Genomic DNA, 19,314 nt, shown 5'->3' on the forward strand with positions numbered 1-19,314 from the left:
ACGGGTGCCTGATGACTGGCCCGCCGCCGGGCTCTTCGCCTTCCTGAGCGCCGTCGCGTTCGGTCGGGCGGGCGCGACCTACGCCCTCGCCCGCGGCGCCCGCAGCCTCGGGGGTCGGCACACCTCGCTGCTCGAACGACCCGCCGTCGTCCGCGCTGAGCAGGCGATCGCGCGCTTCGGTGCTCCTGCGGTCACGCTCTGCTTCCTGACCGTCGGTGTCCAGACGGCCGTCAACGCCGCAGCCGGGAGCGGCCGGATGCCCCTGCGCCGCTATGTCCCGGCCCTGGCGGTCGGGGCGCTGCTGTGGGCCGCGGTCTACGCCACCGTCGGGCTGGCGGTGCTCGACGCGTTCTGGAGCGGTACGCCGTGGCGCGCCGCCGTCACCGCGCTCGCGATCGCCGCCCTGGTGGCCCTGGGACTCCGGACCCGGCTCAGGCTTGACGTCTCTGCTGGAACCGAGCAATCATCGTCGCATGACGATGACAAAGTCCATGGGCGATGAATCGTCGTTGGAGGCGACCACCGCGGCCGATGGCCTCACGGCGGCAGCGTGCCTGTTCCACGGCTTCAGCGATCCGGCACGCATCGCGATCCTGCAGCACCTGGCGCTGGGCGAGCACCGGGTCGTCGACCTGAGGGGTCACCTCGGACTCGCCCAGTCGACGGTCTCCCAGCATCTCGCCTGCCTGCGCGACTGCGGCCTGGTCACATCGCGCCCCCAGGGCCGCGCGACCTTCTACTCCCTCGCCGACGCGGAGGCGCTCACCGACCTGTGGGCCGCCGCCGAGCGACTCCTGGACCTCACCGGCCACCGTGTCGTCCTGTGCGCCGACCACGGCGCCGAGGCTCTCGCGCGCAAGGGGTGGTCGTGACGACCGACCACGTGCACCCCGACGCACAGCCCATCGCACTGGCCGACGCACTGCCCGAAGCGGAGCGGCGTCGCCTGGGACGACGGGCGCAGCTGCTCGCCGGCGCCTCGGTGGCCTACAACGTCGTCGAGGGGGGCATCGCGATCACGGCCGGCCTCGTCGCCGGCTCCGTCGCCCTCGTCGGCTTCGGCCTGGACTCCCTCGTCGAGGTCTCCTCGGGGCTGATCATCCTGTGGCAGTTCCGTCACCCGCTGCCGGAGTCCCGCGAGCGGACCGCGCTGCGCCTCATGGCGCTCTCGTTCTTCGCACTCGCCGGCTATGTCGGCTTCGAGTCCGTGCGCTCGCTCGTCGTGTCGCGCGAGCCCGACCCCTCGATCGTCGGCATCGTCCTCGCCGCCACGTCGCTGCTGGTCATGCCGTTCCTGTCGTGGGCGCAGCGGCGCACCGGACGTGCCCTGGGTTCCAACGCCGTCGTCGCCGACTCCACGCAGACGCTCCTGTGCACCTACCTCTCGGCCGTGCTGCTCGTGGGGCTGGTGCTCAACGCGGCTCTCGGTTGGTCCTGGGCCGACCCCGTCGCCGGGCTCGTCATCGCCGCCGTCGCCCTCAAGGAAGGGCGCGAGGCGTGGCGCGGCGACGGGTGCTGCGGCTCCTGCTAAGCGGCGGCAACCGCGACCGCCGGCAGCAGCAGGTCGTAGGCCCGGCCCGTGAGGTGCAGCCCGTCGTCGGCGAACCCGCCGGGTCCCAGGCGCTCGAGCACCTGGTCGGCGTGGACGACGTGGGCGCCGACTGCCTCGAAGATCCCGACCGCCGCGTCGCGGTAGGCGCCGATCACCTTGTTGGTGCGATCCGCGGCGCCCTGGAGTCGGGCCTCGTCGACACCCGGGGGCGTCACGAAGACCCAGCGACCGACGTCCAGCGACCCCACCCACTCTCCGAGGATGGTGCTGAAGTCGGGCAGGGGCAGCTGCTTGCTCGGCGCCGCGTCGTTGGTGCCGATCGAGACCACGACGACGTCGCCGCTCGAGACCTGCGCTCCAGTCGCCTGCGCGCTCAGCGCTCGCACGGAGGCACCACCGACCGCTGCGTTCAGGACGTCGCTCCCGATCAGGTCGAGCTTGCGGCGGACGTGGGCCAGGTGACTGTCCCCCAGGAGCACGACGCGCATGGCCCTCACCCTAGGAGGAGTCAGGCGGTGAGCTGGACGTCGAGCTGGTGCAGGGGGCGGTAGATCTCGACGGTCAGGGTCGTGGTGCGACACGTGCACGCCGGGCTCGGTCGGGCGGGCAGGGGTGGGGCGTGGGAGTGGTGGGTGTGTCCGGTGGGAGTCGTGATCTCCACGTGATGTCGGCTCGGCCATCGCGAGCGGGTGTGGTGGTGCCAGCCGGGTGACTCCTTGGCGTAGTTGCACGCCTCGCACAGCCCTTGACCGCCGTCGAGGCTCGTGGCGCCGCCACGGGCGCGTGGGGTGACGTGATCACCGTGTCTGAGGGGGGCATCGCACCACGGGGTGCGACAGGTCTCGCCGTCGCGGGCGAAGAGGAGGCGGCGCAGCCGTGAGGTGAAGAGGACGCCCTTGGAGTCCATCGCCACGAGGGTGCCGTCCTCAGGGTGGGCGAAGAGCCGGCGGATCAGGACGTGGGCGTCGGGGTCGGCCAACAGGTCTTTGGCTATGCCGTGCGGGAGCGGCCCGTGGCCCACGAGGTGGACCGGGTTCGCGCTGGCGTCCTGGGCGGTCGCGTCGGCGAGGAGGGCCTCGGCGTCCATGACGAGGTGGATCTCGACGTTACGGGCGACCGAGGTGACGGGTCGGATCAGGCGCTCGACGAACTCGTCGGCGACGACCTGGTCGCGGCCACGGTCATCACCGATGGCGCGGCGCAACGCGGCGTGCTCGGCGAGGGAGTCCATGACCAAGACGGCGTCCTCAGCGCGGACCTCGGCGCTGATGCGGGCCATCGCGTCGGGCAGGGAGCGCATCGTGACCCGGCGTCGGCCTCTGGCGCGGCGGCTGCGGGTCTCGGCGGTCGCGGTGTCGAGCTGGTAGGCCATCCGACGGGCGGCGATCGTGGTCTCCCGCTCACCCAGGCCCGCCAGGGTAGGCGCGAGGACCGTGTCGACCCGGGCCCGGTCGGGGCGGGTGAGGTCGGCGGACTCGCGGGCGATGATCATCGCCCGCCGCTCGTCGATGTCGCCACGCTCGAGGGCGGCGAGGGTCTCGGGGAGGTCGTGGACCAGGGCGAGGGCGAGGGCGAGGTGCTCGCGGCCGTGGTGGGGTGACTCGCGGCGGGCCAGCGCGACCTCGTGGGCCACCCCGCGACCCGGACGAGCCGTCGGCACCCGCGCGTCGCTGTCGCGGTCGACCCGGCGGGCGTAGAGCTCGGCGCTCAGGCGCGCCTTCGCGGCCGCGGCCGAGCTCGTCTGACGCTCCAGTGCCTCGATCTGGTCGACGAGGCCCCGGTCCTCGACGGTGAGGTCCGGCTCGACCCGCAGCCAGGACCGACCGGTGGGTGACGCCGTGCGACCCACCGATCCGACCAGCTCCGAGACTGCGAACATGTGTTTGATTATATGTCACGCCCCCACTGTGCGTCAACGGCCGATCCACATGCCACATCCGCTCATGCAGCGGATGGGGGTCTACGCCGGAGTGGTCATCGCGACCCTCACGCTCGCCTCGTGCGGCTCCGATCCGGCCTCGCAGGCCGGGCAACCTCCGACGGCCTCCCCCAGCGTCTCGGCACCCGGCGCAGACACGAGCACCGAGGGCCACATCGAGTTCGGCTGCGCTCTGCAGCGCGGCACCGACCGCGTCGACGCCATCACCCGTCACTACGCCGACCTCGCCTCGCGAGACCTTTTTCGCGCGGCGTTGCAAGCCGACCAGGGCTCCGCACTCGCGGCGCGTCTCTGGTCCGCCAGCGACGAAGCCCGTGCACGAAGCGGTCGCGCAGCGCGCGACGATCTGCTCGCGACCTGCTCGGCTGCTGGGTTCGACACCCGGGCCGGTCTGCCCGAGCTCAGGTCCTACCTGTGCGCCATCAACGCCGACCTGGTTCGCGATCGTCCGACGCTGGACTCGTTCGGCCCAGAGGCCACGCCGTCGACCCCAGGGGATGCGCGACGGACCGATGCGTCGTTCGTGGGCACCGCCCAGTTCCTGCTCGCCGTGACGACGGACCCCCAGTGGCTCGAGTTCCAGAACTTCGTCGTGGCGTTGGACAGCGGTGACGACGAGGCCTACCAGTCCGCGCTCCGCGACATCGCCGGGCTGTGCGCCACGAGCTGACGACGACCTCTCACAGCTCTCCGAGGAACGCCTCGAGCTCGGCGGCCGCGGGGGCCGCGGCGGCCGCGGGGGCCGCGGGGGCCGCGGTCTGACCGTCGCGAATCGCCCCTACGACGCCGGGACCAGCTCGCCGGCGTGGACCTCGGTGACGCACCCGGTGTCGGCCGCGTCGGGCATCGTGACCGTGACGGTGTCGACCGTGCCGGCGTGCACGAGCTGGGTCGAGCTCATCCCGTCCGGGATGGCGAACTCCTGGGACACCCCGTCGACCTCCACGACGACCTGGCCGCCGATGCCGGAGAACATGTCGACCTGGACGCCCCACTCGTAGGCGAAGAGCGCCTGGGCGATCTCGACCTCGGCGGTCAGGCCCGCGGCGAGGACGTAGCCGCAGTCGGGTTGCGGCCCGACCGTGCTGACGACGGAGGGCGTGATCGTCGCCGGCACCAGGTGGCCCGAGGCGTCGACCAGCTGGATCGGCGACCCAGGCTCGTTGAAGCGAGCGGCGGTGTCAAGCGACGCCGTCATCCGGGAGATCAACCCCTCCTCGGGGTAGTAGCTGGCGGTGAAGACGTCCTCCGGCGGCCGCGCGTCGCGGACGCTGGTGCCCGCGGGGGCGGCGCGCAGGTCGTCGCGGAGGTTGTCGACCCAGTGGCGCGCCGGGTTGGGGCCGATGCGGTCCCAGTGCGTCAGGTTGCCGACGACCAGCGACACGACGGCGGCCAGCGCCAGGAGGACCCCGGCCCCGCTCACGAGGGCCTTCGGCGCAGCCGGCAGCGACCGGAACGCTTCCTCCCCCGCTTCGACCTCGAGCCGCGTCGGGCAGATCAGCAGCGACACGGCGAGCACCGAGACCGGGAGCAGGTCGGTGAAGTAGCGGTCCTCGTAGAGCGCGTAGGGCCCGAGCACGGCGTACTTGATGCTGAAGAGGATCAGGAACGACGCGACGAACGCGTAGCCGAGCGTCATCAGCACCGGCACCCACCCGCGACGCCGCACCAGGACACCGACGACCATCAGCACGACCGTCACCGCCGTCAGGGTCCCCGAGAGCAGCGGCGGCGGCCGGTGCTCGAGGTCGTTGACGATCGGGATCGACCCCCACGGCCCGCCGTACAACGCAGGGACCGCGAGGTCGCGCAGCACCCCGAGCGCGTAGTCGAGCAGGTGCAGCACCCGGACCGGGAACGAGTAGGACCCCTCGTCGACCCAGGTCACCGGAGCGGTGACGGGTCCGTCGCGCAGGGCGGCATAGAGGGCGAGGTACGCCGCGGTGACGCCGCCGAGCGCGGCCAGCAGGGTCCGGCGCCGCAGGAGGCCGCGCAGACCGAGGAGGAAGATCAGCACGCCCGCGACGGGCAGCAGCATCAGCAGCGCCTTCTCCCACAGCAGCAGCGCGACGACGTAGGTCCCGACCAGCCACCACCCGGCCCGCCGTCGGCCGGCGGCGACCCGCGCGGCCTGCTGGATCGCGACACCCGTCAGCAGGAGCAGCGGGAGCACCTGGATCGCCGAGGCCCAGAACGCGCTGGGCCACAGCGTGAGCGGGCTCAGCGACAGGACCGCGAGCGGCACCAGCTGGCGCAGCCGGGGGCCGAAGAGCTCGTGCAGCGCCAGCCCCCAGGTGACGACGGCCCCCACGGAGAGCAGGCCGACCACCGCGACGGCGGCGCCGAACGACATCGGGAAGAGCTGGGTGAGCAGCCACATCAGCAGGAACTCGCCGGGCATCACGTGCCCGTTGTAGTCCTGCACGAGGTAGTCGACGAAGCCGTAGGTCTGGACCCGGTCGAGGTAGATCCAGTCGTCGATGATCCAGGTCTGCTGACCGGCCACCCAGACGTGCCAGGCGCCCGTCACGAGGGCGATGAGAGCCACCCCCACCACGAATCCGCCCCTGCGCCCCGAGATCACCTCCGCAAACTACGGCACGACTGCCGTGATGTGATGACCATCATGAGCACGGACCACCCCCTGGGCATCGACTTCGGCGGCTCCGGCATCAAGGCTGCCCCGGTCGACCTCGAGACCGGCGACTTCGCAGCCGACCGCGAGCGCATCCCGACCCCCCAGCCCTCGACCCCCGACGCCGTCGCGGAGGTCTTCGCGGAGCTTCTCGGGCGCTTCCCCGACCACACCGGCCCCGTCGGGGTGACCGTGCCCGGCGTCGTACGACGTGGGGTCGTCGGCAGCGCCGCCAACATCGACGACGCGTGGATCGGCGCGGACGCCGACCAGCTGTTCTCGGCCGCCACGGGCCGCGACGTCCACGTGCTCAACGACGCCGACGCCGCCGGGATCGCCGAGGTGCGCTTCGGCGCGGCCCGAGACCAGAGCGGCCTGGTGATCCTGACGACCCTCGGCACGGGCATCGGCTCCGCCCTGGTGCACGACGGCGTCCTGGTGCCCAACTCCGAGCTCGGCCACCTCGAGATCGACAGCCACGTCGCCGAGCACCGGGCCGCCAACAGCGCCCGCGAGAGCGAGGACCTGAGCATGCAGGAGTGGGCCGAGCGGCTCACGACCTACTACCGGACCCTCGAGCGGCTGTTCTCCCCCGACCTGATCGTCGTCGGCGGCGGGGTCAGCAAGCACGCCGCGACGTTCCTCCCGATGATCGACATCGAGACCCCGATCATCCCGGCCCTGCTGCGCAACAAGGCCGGCATCATCGGCGCCGCGCTCTACGCCCGCGAGGGCCGCTTCTAGCCTCGCTCCGACCGGTGCGGTGCATGATGACGCCATGGCCGATTCCCGCGCAGGCACCGTTGCCCAGCCCCAGGACCTCGTCGACGTCGCGCACCTGGTGACGGCGTACTACACGCAGACCCCCGACCCCGAGGACGTCGACCAGCAGGTCGCCTTCGGCACCAGCGGGCACCGCGGCACCAGCCTCAGGACGTCGTTCAACGAGCATCACATCCTGGCCACCACCCAGGCGATCTGCGACTACCGCAAGGCACAGGGCTACGACGGCCCGCTCTTCATCGGGCGCGACACCCACGGGCTCTCCGAGCCGGCATGGGCCACGGCGCTCGAGGTCCTCGCCGCCAACGACGTGACCGTCCTCGTCGACGCCGACGACCGCTACACCCCGACCCCCGCGGTCTCCCACGCGATCCTGCGCGCCAACCGGGGCAAGTCTCTCTCCGGCTCCGGAGCCGGGCTGGCCGACGGCATCGTCGTCACCCCCTCGCACAACCCGCCCAGCGACGGCGGGTTCAAGTACAACCCGCCCCACGGCGGCCCCGCCGACTCCGACGCCACCTCGGTCATCGCCGCGCGCGCCAACGCGCTGATCGCCGCCGGCCTGGACGGCGTACGACGGGTCCCCTTCGCGCGTGCCCGGGCGGCGGCAACGTCCTACGACTTCCTCGGCACCTACGTCGAGGACCTCCCCCACGTGCTCGACCTCGACGCGATCCGCGAGGCCGGCGTGCGGATCGGGGCCGACCCGCTGGGCGGGGCCAGCGTGGACTACTGGGCCGCGATCGCCGAGCGGCACCGCCTCGACCTCACCGTGGTCAACCCGCTGGTCGACCCGACGTGGCGCTTCATGACGCTCGACTGGGACGAGAAGATCCGGATGGACTGCTCCTCGCCCGACGCGATGGCGTCCCTGATCGCGCGCAAGGACGCCTTCGACATCGCCACCGGCAACGACGCCGACTCCGACCGCCACGGCATCGTCACGCCCGACGGTGGCCTGATGAACCCCAACCACTTCCTAGCCGTCGCGATCGGCTACCTCTTCGGCGGCGCCCGCCCCGGCTGGCCCGACAGCGCCCGCATCGGCAAGACGCTGGTGTCCTCCTCGATGATCGACCGCGTCGCCGCATCGCTCGGCACGCCGATGGTGGAGGTGCCCGTCGGCTTCAAGTGGTTCGTGCCCGGACTGATCGACGGGTCGTTCGGATTCGGCGGCGAGGAGTCGGCCGGGGCGTCGTTCCTGCGCAAGGACGGCACGACGTGGACCACCGACAAGGACGGGATCATCCTGGCCCTGCTGGCCTCCGAGATCCTGGCCCGCACCGGCCGGACCCCGAGCCAGCACTACGCCGACCTGGTCGCGGCGCACGGGGACCCGGCGTACGCCCGGATCGATGCGCCGGCCGACCGCGCCCAGAAGGCCAAGCTCGCCGCCCTCTCCCCCGACGACGTCAGCGCCACCACGCTGGCCGGTGAGGAGATCACCGCCAAGCTCACCGAGGCCCCCGGCAACGGCGCCAAGATCGGCGGCCTCAAGGTCACCACGGCGTCCGCGTGGTTCGCCGCGCGACCCTCGGGCACCGAGGACGTCTACAAGATCTACGCCGAGTCCTTCCAGGGCCCCGAGCACCTCGCGCGCGTGCAGGACGAGGCGCGCGACGTGGTCTCGGCGGCGCTCGGGTGACGAAACCGACGTCGGTCAGCACCATCGTCGCCCTGGGCGGGGGCGGCTTCTCGATGGAGCCCGACAACCCGATCCTCGACGACCACGTGCTCTCCCTCGCCACCCGGCGCCGCGGAAACGGCGGGCTGCCCCGGGTCTGCTTCGTCCCGACGGCGAGCGGTGACGCGGAGAGCTACGTCGACCGCTTCCTCGCCGCCTTCGAGGGGCGCGCCGAGACCAGCTCGCTGCAGCTCTTCCACCTCGAGGACCTCACCCACGTCGACCTGCGCTCCTTCGTCCTCGACCAGGACGTCATCTACGTCGGCGGGGGCAGCACCGCCAACCTGCTGGCCCTGTGGCGCCTGCACGGTCTCGACGAGATCTTCGCCGCGGCCGCCGCCGGCGGGGTCGTGCTCGCCGGCGTCAGCGCCGGGATGAACTGCTGGTTCGAGGCCTCCGTCACCGACTCCTTCGGCCCCCTCGCCCCGCTCCAGGACGGACTGGGCTTCCTCGCCGGCTCCGCCTGCCCCCACTACGACGGAGAGGCCGAGCGCCGCCCGACGTACGTCGACCTCGTCGCCACCGGCACCCTCCCCGCCGGTTTCGCCGCCGACGACGGCTGCGCCCTCGTCTTCCGCGACGGCGAGCTCCTGGAGGCCGTCTCGTCGCGTCCTGGTGCTCGCGCGTGGCGCGTGCACCTTGCCGGCCAGGGCCTTGACGTGATCGATGGCGGTCAGGCGCCTGATGTGGCCGAGAGCCCGCTCGACGTGCGCTTCCTGGGCTGACTCGGCCGAGCCAGGCTCAAGAATGAGCGGTCGTCGGGTTCGCGCCTGCCCCAGTTCGCCGCCTCTGAGCGTGGTGAAACGCCCGCCCATGGCCATGTGGGGACGTCTGGTGATCCGCGCTGGGCTGGTGATCGATGTGCGCGCCCGTTGCGTCAACGGCCCGACGGCCCGACGTCGCAGATCGCGACCGATGATTTTCCGTAGTTGGCGCGGTCGATACTCAGAGACCGACACACAGCAGATGAGGGGCTGACCCTACGAATCCAGTCGCTGACCGCAGGATCGCTCGATCCGGCGATCCGACCCGCGACGTGGTCCCGGCGGCGCTGGGGTGACGAGGACTCCCCGGTGCAGGCCAGAACCGCAACGGGAGGCCACCGCGTCACCTACGGTGGGCACCGACATCGTCGCGGGCGCGGAGGGTTCGATGGAGGAGACCTCCGACAGCGCTGAGCTGTGGAATCTGACGCTGCAGCACTCGCCGATCGGCATGGCCCTCGTGGCACCCGACGGCCACCTGCTCCGGGCCAATCCTGCGATGGCGGCCATGCTCGGCTACACCGTCGGAGAGCTCCAGGCACGAGGTTTCCAGGAGATCACGCACGCCGACGACCTTGCCGCGGACCTCGCGCTCCTGGGCCGGACCCTGGCCGGCGAGATCAGCTCCTACCGGCTGCGCAAGCGCTACCTGCATGCGCAGGGACGGGTTATCTGGGGAGACCTCTCCGTGGCCCTGGTGCGGAGCCCGGACGGACAGCCGCTGCACTTCATCTCCCAGATCCTGGACGTCACCGAGCACCAGGATCACGCCGAACGGTTGCGGTCCGTCAACGCGGAGGTCGAGCGTGAGCGGCAGGCACTCGAGGCGATCTTCGAGGCGGTGGGCGTCGGGCTGCTCCTCGTCGGCCGCGACGGGCGCTACGAGCGCACCAACCTCCGGCACCAGCAGGCCATGGAGGTGGCGTTCCCGGACGGGCACGACGGCGCGGCCGGCCAGCTCGGGCACGTCTTCCACCTCGACGGCAGGCCGATCAGCCGGGAGGAGATGCCCTCCTACCGCGCCGTCCAGGGCGAGGAGTTCGACGACTACACCTTCTGGGCGGGCGCCGACCCCCTGAACCGCTCGGCCTTCTCGACGTCGGCACGCCAGGTGCTGAGCGCGACCGGCGAGAAGCTCGGTGCGGCGCTGGCCTACCAGGACGTCACCGACCTGCTGCGCGCCCTGCAGGTCAAGGACGACTTCGTCTCCTCGGTCTCCCACGAGCTCCGCACGCCCCTCACCTCGGTCCTCGGCCACCTCGAGATGCTCGAGGAACGCCTCGACCTACCGCCCGAGGTCACGGCGCAGCTGCGTGTCACCCACCGCAACGCGACCCGGCTGCTGACGCTCGTCACCGACCTCCTGCACGTGGGCCAGCGCAGCGCCGGTCCGCTGCTGCTCCACCGCACGGACGTGGACCTTGCCGCCCTCGTCCGCGAGGTGGTCGAGGCGACCGGTCCGTCCGCCTCGGCGGCAGGGGTGGACGTCGAGGCCGTCGCTCCCGGGCGCCTGGTCGTCCCGCTCGACGAGCAGCGCATCCGTCAGGTGCTCGACAACCTGGTCGGAAACGCCGTGAAGTACACCGAGCCGGGCGGCTCCGTCTCCGTCCGGCTCCGCCAGGCCGCGGGTGCGGGTGCGACCGAGCTCGAGGTGCACGACACGGGCATCGGGATCGCCCCTGACGAGCTCGACCACGTCTTCGAGCGCTTCGCCCGCGGTGGCGCCGCCCTGGACCGCCACATTCCCGGCACGGGCCTAGGGCTCGACATCGTGCGCCAGATCGTCGCCGCCCACGGCGCGCAGGTGTGCGTGCGCAGCGAGCTCGGCCGCGGCAGCGTCTTCACCGTCACCTTCCCGTGACGGGCACCGCCGGGGGAGGTCTGGACGTCATCGACGACACGTCGGCACCGGACGTCGCCGAGAGCCCGCTGGACGTGCGCTTCCTCGGTTGCGGCAGTCCGGGTTCAGAAGCCGCCCATGTCGAAGCCGCCTCCGTCGAACCCGCCGGCGTCGAACCCGCCGGCGTCACCGCTCCCGCCGGCGTCGCCCCCGCCGGCGTCACCGCCACCGCCGTCGTCCCCACCTCCGTCGCCACCGTCGCTGCCACCCCCGTCGTAGCCACCGCCGAAGCCGCCGAACATCATGCCGCCCATGAACATCCACGTCATGGGGCCGAAGGCACCGAAGTAGCCCTGGGCGTAGGGCTCGTAGGCACGGCCACCCTGCCAGTAGGGGACCCTCTGCGCCCCCACCATGACCTTGCGGACATCGGGGTCGGCGCCGGCGTGGACCCGCTCGGCATCGAGGGCACACGCGGGCACGTCCCGCTCGACCCCGTCGGGCGGAACGTAGGCGACATCGGTGACCGAGAGCCCGTGACGCGGGTCGAAGAAGCACGGCGGCCGCCTGGTCGGCAACGCCGCACCCGCGACCCGGGCGCGCACACACGCGGCGGCGTACCGGCCGTCCTCGACGATCTCGGTGATGTGCCGGATGTCCTCCGGCTCGGTGATGGCGTCACCAGCGAGCTTCGCTGACTCGTAAGCGTCCAGCGCACGCTGGTAGTCAGCGTTCGCGCCGGCGTCGAGCTCGTGGCCGCTCATCTCCGCGTCGAGCTGTTGCAGGTCCTCGCCGAATGCGGTGATGTCCTCGAAGGCCAGCTTCCGCACCGGCGCGACCTCACCCTCACGTCGGTTCAGCTCCCGCTCCTTGGTGCGTCGTGACGTCACGAGGAAGACGGCGACCAGGGCCGCGATGACCAGCATCAACAGGATCAGCTCCATGTCCGGATCCTATGCTCGCGCGAAAAGTGGGGCCCGGTGCCGGCGCAGCCGAGCAGGCGGCCTCAGCGCCGGAGGATCTCCCGGAACGACGCGCTCGACCAGCCGTCGGCCGACCCGGCGGGCAGCGGCGCCAGGTTGCGGCCGCCGTACACCACGTCGCCTGCGGCGTCGGAGTAGCTCAGCCAAGTCTGGGTGCGGACCCGACCGCGCCCGGGCACCGAGTAGTCGCACACCCCGTCGGGGTAGACCGCCCGGAGCTGCGACCACTGGGCGTCGGTCAGCGGCAGCAGCAGGAAGTCGAAGCTGCTGCGCTGCAGCGGCTCTAGCCGGCAGGCGAGCCTGTCGTTGAAGACGGCGTCGCCGGCCATCTCGCGCGGTGTGCTCAGCCGCAGCTGAAGCGACTCCGGCAGCGCGCAGTCGACTTCGTCGTCCTCGCCTGCGACGTCGCCGACACCGGGCACGTTGGAGCAGCGGTCGGTGAGGTCGTCAGGCTTGTCCTGCACGATCTTGCGCGACAGCGGGAGCTGGCGCCGGTCCCGCTCGACCGCGCGCAGCCAGCGGTCCATCTCGGTCAGGGCCTCGTTGGCCCAGCCGGGATCGCCGATCAGCGGGGTGACACCGAACCACATGACCCGGTTGTCGGTGTGGCCCTGGTCGCGCAGCAGGCGCTCCTCGGTCCAGAACGCGTGGGCGTAGTCGTGCGCGATGCCCGGGTCGGGGCCGCCGAAGTTGATGATCGCGACGTCGTCGAGGTTCTCCGCCTCGTTGACCAGCCCGGTGCGGTAGGCCCGCCGGATCGATGCGTCGTCACCCTCGCTGCGCCCCGTCGTGGGCTGCGAGTCGACGTCGAGCCCGCCCAGCTTCTCGTTGAGGTCGACGAACTGGGCCGTCGTGATGCGGCCCGCCTTCAGCGTCTCCAACCCGAAGAGGATCCCGCTGTTGGAGAACGGGACGCCAGCGAAGCCGTGACCGGCCGCCTTCTCCTGCGAGGTCCACACCGAGCGGGGGCGGGGGCCGAGCGCGTTCTCCATCATGTCCAGCGCCGAGCAGCGCACGCCTCCCGGGTTGCTCTCGGAGTCGTAGCGCGTGGCCCGGTTGCCGGGCACCGGGTCCCTCGTGCCGGGACACGCCGTCTCGGGGTTGAGCGCCGCCTTGAAGAGACCCTCGTCGGCGACGACGGCGTTGATGATCGAGATGTGCCCCTCGACGTCGGCCATCTGCGTGGGCGACCAGACGACGCCGGGCGCCCAGCGGCTCGGGTCCTCGAAGTAGCGCCGCATCAGGTGGTAGTCGGCGAACTGCGCACCCGCCGAGAGCGTGTCGGGGTAGGAGCAGGTGGTGATCAGGCCCTGGTAGATGCCGGGGTAGGCGTTGGCCACGGTGTGCTGGGCGATCGAGCCGCCCGAGCAGCCGGTGCCGATCGTGTAGCGGATCAGCCCGTAGCGCTCGACGAACCGCTCCTTGGCCATCATCAACGACTCGGCCTGCATCGCGACGTTGCAGTTGTGCCCGGTGTTGTCGAGCGCGGTCGAGATGACCGAGAAGCCCAGCCCGAGCGCGGTGACATAGCTCTGCGTGAGCCCTGGGGTGTCGGCCGGGACGGTGCCGGAATAGTCCTCCAGCGGCGGCTCCCCCGGGGTGTAGGCCGCACCGCAGTTGCCGCCGTGGGTCATCAGCACCTTGTGGTTGAACTGCGGCTGGGGCGCCCACGGAGCCCACGGCAACCCCGGCTGGACGAGGGTGAGGATCGTGTAGCGGTCACGGTCCTGGAAGCCGTCCTCCCGTCGTACGACGAACGGCACGGTGACGCCGTTGTCGGTCGTCGTGGTCGCCACGTCGCTCGGCGGGTCCTGCCGGTCGTAGGGCTGCAGCCCGCCCTTGGTGGGGTCGGTGGACTGGTAGAGCAAGGAGTACGACGCAGGCTCGTTGCACTGCGTGTCCCGCGCGGTCGCCTGGCACTCGTAGTGGCGCAGCTGCGGCCCGGAGAAGATCGGCCCGCCGGCCGGGTGGTTGGTGATCGTCACGCTCGTGGAGAACGAGCCGACCCGCGCGGTCAGGACGTTGCGCCCGACCTCCAGCCCGGTCACGATGCCCTCGAAGCGACCGTTGGGTCGCAGCGCGAAACGCTTCGTGACGTCCCGCTGTCCCAGGCTCACGCGGACCTTGCGCAGCGTGACGCCCTTCGCCGGCGCCACCGCCACCCGCGCGTCGCCCTCGGAGACCAGGTCGGCCCGGTTGGACAGCACCTTGATCACCAGGGGCTTGCGCTGGACCTGCGCGGCCGGGACCTGGGCCTGGACCACGGCAGCGGGCGCAGCGGGCGCGGGTGCAGCGGGCGCGGGTAGGACGGGGGCAGCGACGAGCGGGAGCAGAAGGGTCGCTCCGAGTGCGACCAGACGACGTGACATGCAAAGACCTCCTGAGGGTTTCTCAGGAGGTCTAACGCATGACTGCCGTCACAGACACGGCCGAGTCGGCGCGATGTAGCAGTTGTTGCAACATTGCGCCGACTCGGCCTTCAGGCGGCGGCCACCTTCGCGCGGCGTGCCTGCTGGGTCAGTCGGGCCTGGGCGGCGCGACGGACCTTGGGGCCCTTGGTCGTCATCGCCCAGAGCAGCTTGAGCTGCTGGGGGGCGTTCTTGACCGTGGTCAGCGACAGGAAGTCGTTGGGCAGCGAGAGCCGCACGACCTTGTGCCAGGCGCTCGCGACCTGCTGCGGAAGCGGGGCCACGTGGTAGCTCAGCCCGTAGCGCTGGAAGACGTCCTGGACCTGCGGCGCGATCTCGGCGTAACGGTTGCTCGGCAAGTCGGGGAACAGGTGGTGCTCGATCTGGTGCGACAGGTTGCCGGTCATGAAGTGCATGGTCTTGGAGCCGGAGATGTTGGCCGAGCCGAGCATCTGGCGCAGGTACCAGTCACCGCGGGTCTCACCCTCGATCGAGCTGCGCTCGAAGGTCTCGACGCCCTCGGGGAAGTGGCCGCACATGATGACCGAGTGGGTCCACAGGTTGCGGGCCAGGTTGGCGGTGAAGTTGGCCGCCAGGGTCGGCAGGAGCGAGCCGGTCGGCAGCGACAGCAGCGGGTGGACGACGTAGTCCTTCTTCGCCTGGGAGCGGATCTTCTTCAGGGTCTGCTGGTAGCGCGCCTTGAACTCCGGGCTCTGGCGACGCTTCTCGCTGGCGAGGTTCTTGCCGAGCTCGAGGTCGTAGGCCGCGATGCCGTACTCGAAGAAGCAGGCGTTGATGAAGTTCCACAACGGCTGGGCGAGGTACATCGGGATCCAGCGCTGGTCCTCGTCGACGCGCATGATGCCGTAGCCGAGGTCGTTGTCCTTGCCGATGACGTTGGTGTAAGTGTGGTGCAGCTCGTTGTGCGAGTGCTTCCACTGCTCGGCCGGGGTGGCGTTGTCCCACTCCCAGGTGGTCGAGTGGATCTTCGGGTCACGCATCCAGTCCCACTGGCCGTGCATGACGTTGTGACCGATCTCCATGTTCTCGATGATCTTGGCGACGCTGAGGCCGGCGGTGCCGAGCACCCACGCCGGCGGGAAGACACTGGCCAGCAGCACCGCGCGACTGGCGAGCTCGAGCTTGCGCTGCGCGTCGATGACCTTGCGGATGTAGGCCGCGTCGGCCTCGCCGCGGGTGTCGAGGATCGACTGGCGGATCGCGTCGAGCTCGACGCCGATGCGCTCGATCTCCTCGGGCGACAGGTGCGCCACCGGGTTCGTGGACTCGGACTTCTTCTGGATGACGGTCATGTCGATCTCCTCGCGTTCGATCGGGTGGGTGGTCGATCGGGTGGGTCAGTGGTCGATGTGGCAGGCGCCTGCTGCGGCGCTGATGCAGGTCTGGATGGCGACCCCGTCGCCGGGCGCGGCGACGGTGAGCGCGCCGTTGCGCAGGTCGCGCACGACTCCCTCGCGCAGCGGCAGCACGCAGCCGAAGCAGACGCCCATGCGGCACCCGCTCGGCATCAGGACGCCACCGGCCTCGGCGGCGTCGAGGATCGGGGTGGACCCGTCGCCCTCGACGGTGATGCCGGACTTCGCGAAGGTGACCGAGCCGCCGCTCTGCCCGTCTTCTCCCGTGGCCACGACCGCGGTGCGGAAGCGCTCGATGTGGAGCGGCAGCTCGCGCTCGGTGTGGTGGGCCTCGAGGGCGTCGAGCAGGCCCACCGGGCCGCAGGCGTACGTCGTGCGGCTGGCGAGGTCGGGCACGATCTGGTCGAGGTCGGCGACGTCGAGCATCCCGTCGGTGTCGGTGTGCAGCTCGACGAGGCGCAGCCGGCCCTCCTCGGCGTAGCGGCGCAGCTCCTCGCCGAAGATCACCTCGGAGCGCGAGAGCGCCGAGTGCAGCAGCACGATGTCGGTGGCTAGCGGGGCCGCCTTGGAGAACAGGTTGCGCAGCATCCCGATCACGGGCGTGACACCCGAGCCGGCGGTGACGAGCAGCAGCTTGTCCGGCATCGGGTCGCTGAGCACGAAGTCACCCTCGGCCTGGCCGAGGTGGAGGAGCTGGCCGGCCTGGGCGTGGCGGACCAGGTGGTTGGACACCTTGCCGTCCGGGATCGCCTTGATGGTGATCGAGATGCAGCGGTCGGCGCGGGGGCCGTGCGTGAGCGAGTAGGTGCGCCACAGGCGGACACCGTCGACGTCGACGCCGACGCGGAGGTACTGACCCGGCACGTGGCCGGCCCAGTCCTTGCCCGGCTTGACCAGGATCGTCGCGGAGTCGGCGGTCTCGGCGGTGACCGAGACGATGCGCCCGCGCAGGTCGGCACCCGAGCGCAGCGGGTCGAAGATGTCGAGGACGTCGGCGGGCACCAGGGGGGTCACCGCCGCCTCGGCGACCCGCACCAGGCGGTCGCGCAGCGTGCGGGAGCGGAACGTGTCGGGGCCACCGGAGGTGCGCATCAGGACAACGGGGGTCATGTCACTTACTATCCTGCACGGCTCGGGGTAAAGTCCTGACCGTGTGACGTGAACATCCACGTCACATTTGTTCGCAGGAGATAAAAAGTGATCCCCGACGTCGCGATCGCCGAGATCCGCGTCCACCTGCCGGCGGTCGCCGACGAGGTCGTGGCCGCCATCATCGCCGAGGTCCCCAGCTATGACGACGCGTTCAGCGGCCCCATGGGCGAGACGATCCGCACCGCGGTGCAGATCGCGCTCGGCGGCTTCCTGTCCCTGGCCGGCGGCAGCCAGGGCGACGACCCGCGCACCCCCGCCGCCCCTGCGGTCGAGGGCGCCTACCAGCTCGGCCGCGGCGAGGCCCGCAGCGGGCGTACGACCGACGCCCTCCTCTCGGCGTACCGGATCGGCGCTCGCGTCTCCTGGCGGGAGATGTCGATGCACGCGGTGCAGAGCGGGCTGTCGGCCGAGACGCTGGTCTCCTTCGCCGAGCTGGTCTTCGCCTACATCGACGAGCTGTCCGCCGCCAGCGTGGCGGGCCACACCGACGAGCTCGCCACGTCGGGCCGCGTGCGCCAGCGCCTGCTCGAGCGGATCTCCCACCACCTGCTCACCGGCTCGCCCCAGGAGACCGTGCGCAGCGCGGCCGAGCGCGCCGGCTGGCCGGTGCCGACGACCCTTACCGCCGTGATCCTGACCGAGTCCCAGGTGCGACCGGTCCTGGCCGAGGTCTCCCCGCAGACCCTCCAGGCGGAGGGGCCGGGCCTCGACGACGCCGCCCTGCTGCTCGTGCCGGACGCGCACGGCCGTCGCCGCGCCGCGCTCCTGCGGACGCTGCGGGACCGCGGTGCGGTGGCCGGGCCGGCGCGGCCCTGGCTGGAGGCGCGGGCGTCCTACGAGCGAGCCCTGCGCACCCGCACGCTCGGCCTCGACGGTGACACCGACACCCACCTGGTGCAGCTGGTCCTCACCTCCGACGGCGACGCGCTGGCCGACCTGCGTGCCCAGGTCCTGGCGCCCCTCGCCGAGCTGCGGCCGGCGGTGGTCGAGAAGCTCACCGAGACGCTGCGCGCGTGGCTGCTCCACCAAGGCCGCCGTGAGGGCGTCGCGGAGGCACTCTTCGTGCACCCGCAGACCGTGCGCTACCGGATGGGGCAGCTGCGCGAGCTCTACGGCGACCGGCTCGACGACCCGGAGACCGTGCTCGCGCTGACGGTGGCCCTGGGCGCACCTGAGCGCTGATTCGGGGCGCCTGGCCCTGTCTCGTACCGTTGTGGACATGCTGTCGTCCCGCGCCCTACGAGCGCGCCTGCTCGCAGGTGCCCTGCTCCCCGCCGTCCTGCTGCTCTCGTCCTGCCAGAGCGGGGACGCCGCACCGGGGGCCGAGCAGTCCCAGCAGGCGACCCCGTCAGCGGGAGGCTCGCCGTCCGAGGGCTCGCCTTCGGAGACTCCCAGCGAGTCCGAGGTGCCGGCCGAGAACCTGTACGTCGCCCTCGGCGACTCCTTCGTCTCCGCGCCCCTGGTGCCGACGACCGACATGAGCACGGGCTGCCTGCGGTCCAGCAACAACTTCCCGAACCAGGTCATCGACGAGCTCGGCGACTACGACCTCGTGGACGTCAGCTGCTCCGGAGCGACCAGCACGTCGATGATCGGCGTGCAGATCACCGGCGATACCCAGCAGCTGCCGCAGTTCGACTCGCTGACGCCGGAGGTCGACCTGGTCACGCTCGGCATCGGCGGCAACGACTTCAACCTCTTCTCCAGCCTGATGTTCACCTGCCTCCAGGCCGCCCAGCAGGACCCCACCGGGGCTCCTTGCAAGGAGGCCAACCAGGCCGGGAACGGCGATGAGCTGCTCGAGAGCGCGCGCAAGATCCAGGACCGGGTCGAGGCCATCACCCTCGGCATCAAGGACCGCGCCCCCAACGCCCGGGTGATCGTCGTCAACTACCCGCAGTTCGTGCCGTCGAAGGGCACCTGCCCCGCCCGCCTGCCGCTGGCTGCCGGCGACTACCCCTACGTCTTGTCGATCAACAAGGCGCTCTCCGACGCCGTCACCACCGGCGGCGAGGCCGCGGGTGCCGACGTGATCGACGCCTACACCGCCAGCTTGGGCCACGACATCTGCTCGGCCGAGCCGTGGGTCAACGGCATCGAGACGCAGGCCAACGCCGCGCTCGCACTGCACCCGTTCCTCGCCGAGCAGACAGCCGTCGCCGACCTGATCCTCGAGATCCTCTGAGGCGTCGACTCTC

At 71.3% G+C, this 19,314-nt stretch carries 17 protein-coding genes; 10 read left to right on the forward strand and 7 right to left on the reverse strand.

Going from position 1 to position 19,314, the window contains the following annotated elements; all coding sequences use genetic code 11:
- The first annotated feature begins 4 nt into the window (after positions 1-4).
- Genes BM204_RS05570 through BM204_RS05580 form a run of 3 tightly spaced genes read left to right on the forward strand, consistent with a single transcriptional unit; the run spans position 5 to position 1,531 of the window.
- A complete protein-coding gene (locus tag BM204_RS05570) occupies positions 5-502 on the forward strand; it encodes a DedA family protein (RefSeq protein ID WP_091111087.1) in 498 nt (165 codons plus the stop codon).
- Entirely contained in the window at positions 474-872 is a 399-nt protein-coding gene (locus BM204_RS05575) for an ArsR/SmtB family transcription factor (RefSeq protein WP_091111089.1), read from the forward strand. Before BM204_RS05570 ends, BM204_RS05575 begins: the two co-directional genes overlap by 29 nt.
- Entirely contained in the window at positions 869-1,531 is a 663-nt protein-coding gene (locus BM204_RS05580; protein WP_439895889.1) for a cation diffusion facilitator family transporter, read from the forward strand. Before BM204_RS05575 ends, BM204_RS05580 begins: the two co-directional genes overlap by 4 nt.
- Here the strand turns inward: BM204_RS05580 and BM204_RS05585 are convergent.
- Positions 1,528-2,040 carry a GDSL-type esterase/lipase family protein gene (locus BM204_RS05585; RefSeq protein ID WP_170259096.1) on the reverse strand — a complete coding sequence of 171 codons (513 nt, stop codon included), beginning with the start codon at positions 2,038-2,040 and terminating at the stop codon, positions 1,528-1,530. The genes BM204_RS05580 and BM204_RS05585 overlap by 4 nt on opposite strands.
- Before the next feature lie 20 nt (positions 2,041-2,060).
- Entirely contained in the window at positions 2,061-3,431 is a 1,371-nt protein-coding gene (locus tag BM204_RS05590; protein WP_091111092.1) for an HNH endonuclease, read from the reverse strand.
- A 49-nt stretch (positions 3,432-3,480) separates the two neighbouring features.
- Between BM204_RS05590 and BM204_RS05595 the strand changes: the two genes are divergently transcribed.
- Entirely contained in the window at positions 3,481-4,161 is a 681-nt protein-coding gene (locus BM204_RS05595; RefSeq protein ID WP_143099662.1) for a hypothetical protein, read from the forward strand.
- A gap of 108 nt (positions 4,162-4,269) precedes the next feature.
- On the opposite strand, the gene BM204_RS05600 is transcribed toward BM204_RS05595, so the two are convergent.
- On the reverse strand, positions 4,270-6,075 hold the full coding sequence (locus tag BM204_RS05600; protein WP_143099663.1) for a hypothetical protein: 1,806 nt from the start codon (positions 6,073-6,075) through the stop codon (positions 4,270-4,272).
- 42 nt (positions 6,076-6,117) lie between these two features.
- On the opposite strand from BM204_RS05600, the gene ppgK reads away from it, so the two are divergent.
- The 4 genes from ppgK to BM204_RS05620 all read left to right on the forward strand — a co-directional run bounded on the left by ppgK (position 6,118) and on the right by BM204_RS05620 (position 11,218).
- A complete protein-coding gene (gene ppgK / locus BM204_RS05605; protein WP_091111253.1) occupies positions 6,118-6,870 on the forward strand; it encodes a polyphosphate--glucose phosphotransferase in 753 nt (250 codons plus the stop codon).
- Positions 6,871-6,904: 34 nt separating this feature from the next.
- Positions 6,905-8,554 (forward strand): phosphoglucomutase (alpha-D-glucose-1,6-bisphosphate-dependent), encoded by a 1,650-nt coding sequence (gene pgm / locus BM204_RS05610; RefSeq protein ID WP_091111097.1) that lies wholly within the window; start codon positions 6,905-6,907, stop codon positions 8,552-8,554.
- Positions 8,551-9,318: a Type 1 glutamine amidotransferase-like domain-containing protein gene (locus BM204_RS05615; protein ID WP_246166062.1), complete on the forward strand. Its 768-nt coding sequence runs from the start codon at positions 8,551-8,553 to the stop codon at positions 9,316-9,318. The genes pgm and BM204_RS05615 overlap by 4 nt, the downstream gene beginning before the upstream one ends.
- A gap of 427 nt (positions 9,319-9,745) precedes the next feature.
- Entirely contained in the window at positions 9,746-11,218 is a 1,473-nt protein-coding gene (locus BM204_RS05620) for a sensor histidine kinase (RefSeq protein ID WP_143099664.1), read from the forward strand.
- Positions 11,219-11,322: 104 nt separating this feature from the next.
- On the opposite strand, the gene BM204_RS05625 is transcribed toward BM204_RS05620, so the two are convergent.
- The 4 genes from BM204_RS05625 to BM204_RS05640 all read right to left on the reverse strand — a co-directional run bounded on the left by BM204_RS05625 (position 11,323) and on the right by BM204_RS05640 (position 17,074).
- Complete coding sequence (locus BM204_RS05625) at positions 11,323-12,141, reverse strand: hypothetical protein (RefSeq protein ID WP_091111100.1); 819 nt, start codon at positions 12,139-12,141, stop codon at positions 11,323-11,325.
- 62 nt (positions 12,142-12,203) lie between these two features.
- Positions 12,204-14,549 carry a DUF6351 family protein gene (locus BM204_RS05630; protein WP_091111102.1) on the reverse strand — a complete coding sequence of 782 codons (2,346 nt, stop codon included), beginning with the start codon at positions 14,547-14,549 and terminating at the stop codon, positions 12,204-12,206.
- Positions 14,550-14,659: 110 nt separating this feature from the next.
- Complete coding sequence (locus tag BM204_RS05635; RefSeq protein WP_091111103.1) at positions 14,660-15,901, reverse strand: fatty acid desaturase family protein; 1,242 nt, start codon at positions 15,899-15,901, stop codon at positions 14,660-14,662.
- Between the two features lie 45 nt (positions 15,902-15,946).
- Positions 15,947-17,074 carry a ferredoxin reductase gene (locus tag BM204_RS05640; protein ID WP_218031156.1) on the reverse strand — a complete coding sequence of 376 codons (1,128 nt, stop codon included), beginning with the start codon at positions 17,072-17,074 and terminating at the stop codon, positions 15,947-15,949.
- 87 nt (positions 17,075-17,161) lie between these two features.
- On the opposite strand from BM204_RS05640, the gene BM204_RS05645 reads away from it, so the two are divergent.
- A complete protein-coding gene (locus BM204_RS05645) occupies positions 17,162-18,298 on the forward strand; it encodes a PucR family transcriptional regulator (protein ID WP_091111105.1) in 1,137 nt (378 codons plus the stop codon).
- 37 nt (positions 18,299-18,335) lie between these two features.
- Positions 18,336-19,301, forward strand: a complete 966-nt coding sequence (locus tag BM204_RS05650; protein ID WP_091111107.1) for an SGNH/GDSL hydrolase family protein — start codon at positions 18,336-18,338, stop codon at positions 19,299-19,301.
- Positions 19,302-19,314 lie beyond the last annotated feature (13 nt).

Source organism: Nocardioides psychrotolerans, from assembly GCF_900113685.1.
Classification (GTDB): Bacteria; Actinomycetota; Actinomycetes; order Propionibacteriales; family Nocardioidaceae; genus Nocardioides; species Nocardioides psychrotolerans.